This window comes from Streptomyces silaceus (assembly GCF_001419745.1).
GTDB lineage: Bacteria > Actinomycetota > Actinomycetes > Streptomycetales > Streptomycetaceae > Streptomyces > Streptomyces silaceus.
In genome coordinates, this window is sequence record NZ_LIRJ01000485.1 from 1 (window position 1) to 2,073 (window position 2,073).

Below are 2,073 nucleotides of genomic sequence, written 5' to 3' on the forward strand. Positions count from 1 at the left end.
CGCGGGCGGCCGGGACCGGGCGGGGCGGGCCGGGGCGGAGGAAGCGGTATTCGTTCACGGTGCTGGGCACGACGGATCTGCACGGGAATGTCTTCAACTGGGACTATTTCACGGACAAGGAGTTCGACGACAAGGACCACAATGACGTGGGCCTGGCGAAGATCTCGACGTTGGTGAACGAGGTGCGTGCGGAGAAGGGCCGTCGGAACACGCTTCTGATCGACGCGGGTGACACGATCCAGGGCACGCAGTTGTCGTACTACTACGCGAAGGTCGATCCGATCACGGCGGCGCGTGGTCCGGTGCATCCGATGGCGCAGGCGATGAACGCGATCGGGTACGACGCGGCGGCGCTCGGCAATCACGAGTTCAATTACGGCATTCCGGTGCTGCGCAAGTTCGAGGAGCAGTGTGATTTCCCGCTGCTGGGGGCGAACGCGCTGGATGCGAAGACGCAGAGGCCGGCCTTTCCGCCGTACGTCATGAAGCGGCTGCGTACTCCGCACGGTCGGGATGTGCGGGTGGCGGTGCTGGGGCTGACGAATCCGGGCATCGCGATCTGGGACAAGGCGAACGTGCAGGGGAAGATGACGTTCCCGGGTCTGGAGGAGCAGGCGGCGAAGTGGGTGCCGCGGCTGCGGTCGATGGGCGCGGACGTGGTGATCGTGTCGGCGCATTCGGGTTCGAGCGGCACGTCGTCGTACGGGGATCAGTTGCCGTATGTGGAGAACGCGGCGGGTCTGGTGGCGGAGCAGGTGCCGGGGATCGACGCGATTCTGGTGGGGCACGCGCACACGGAGATTCCCGAGTACTTCGTGGAGAACAGGGCGACCGGGAAGAAGGTCGTTCTGTCGGAGCCGTTGAAGTGGGGTCAGCGGTTGACGCTGTTCGACTTCGATCTGGTGTGGGCCAAGGGCCGTTGGACGGTGGAGAAGGTCGGCGCGAAGGTCCTGAACTCGAATACGGCGGTCGAGGACAAGAAGATCACGAAGCTGCTGACGGATGAGCACGAGAAGGTCGTGGCGTACGTCAATCAGGTGATCGGGACCTCGAAGGCGGCGATGAGCACGGCCGAGGGCCCGTACAAGGATGTCGCGATCATCGATCTGATCAATCTGGTGCAGCAGGAGACGGTGGCCGGGGCGCTGAAGGGCGGGGCGTACGCGGCGCTGCCGGTGCTGTCGCAGGCGTCGTGTTTCTCGCGGACGGCGCAGATCCCGGCGGGCGAGGTGACGATCCGGGACGCGGCGGGTCTGTATCCGTTCGAGAACACGCTGGAGGCGCGGCTTTTGACGGGTGCGCAGTTGAAGGAGTACCTGGAGTTCTCGGCGCGGTATTACGTGCGGACTCCGGTGGGTGGTCCGGTGGATCCGGCGAAGCTGACGAACGCGGAGAATACGCCGGACTACAACTATGACGCGGTGCGCGGTGTGACGTACGAGATCGACATCGCGAAGCCGGTGGGGTCGCGGATCTCGGGGTTGTCGTTCGAGGGGAAGCCGGTGGACCCGAAGGCGGAGTTCGTGCTCGCGGTGAACAACTACCGGGCGAGTGGTGGCGGTAATTTCCCGCATATCGCGGGTGCCAAGCAGTTGTGGGCGAATTCGGAGGAGATCCGGAACACGATCATCGGCTGGGTGAAGGCGAAGGGGACGATCGACCCGGGCCAGTTCGCGTCGGTGGACTGGAGGCTGACCCGGGACGGCACGCCGGTGTTCTAGCCGGGGCTAGTCGTCGAGGGTGGTGAGGTCGACGGAGTCGGCGAGGGCCTGGGCTCCGGCGTCGTTGACGTGGAGGCCGTCGCCGCTGTCGTAGTCGTCGTGGATCCGGTCGGGGTCGGCGGGGTCCGCGACGGCGGCGGCGAAGTCGGCGTAGGCGTCGAAGGGGCTGTCGGCGCCGCGGATCCAGTCGTTGACCTGGCGGGCGACGGCGATGCCTTCGGGGGTGGCGTAGCCGTCGTAGACCGTGTCCTTGTAGGGGCCGACGGTGGTGACGACGGCCTTGAGGCCTGCGGTGTGGAGGCGGTCGGCGAGGGTGGTGAGGCCGGTGATGAGGTCGGCGGCGGTGGGGAGG

General features: G+C 66.3%; 2 protein-coding genes. One reads left to right on the plus strand and one right to left on the minus strand.

Going from position 1 to position 2,073, the window contains the following annotated elements; genetic code table 11:
- On the plus strand, positions 1–1,721 hold a 1,721-nt coding region (locus AOK22_RS34825; RefSeq protein WP_055702708.1), incomplete at its 5' end, for a bifunctional metallophosphatase/5'-nucleotidase.
- 6 nt (positions 1,722–1,727) lie between these two features.
- Here AOK22_RS34825 and AOK22_RS34830 read toward each other — a convergent pair.
- Positions 1,728–2,073 (minus strand): SGNH/GDSL hydrolase family protein (locus AOK22_RS34830; protein WP_482255566.1); only part of this gene is annotated, 346 nt, incomplete at its 5' end.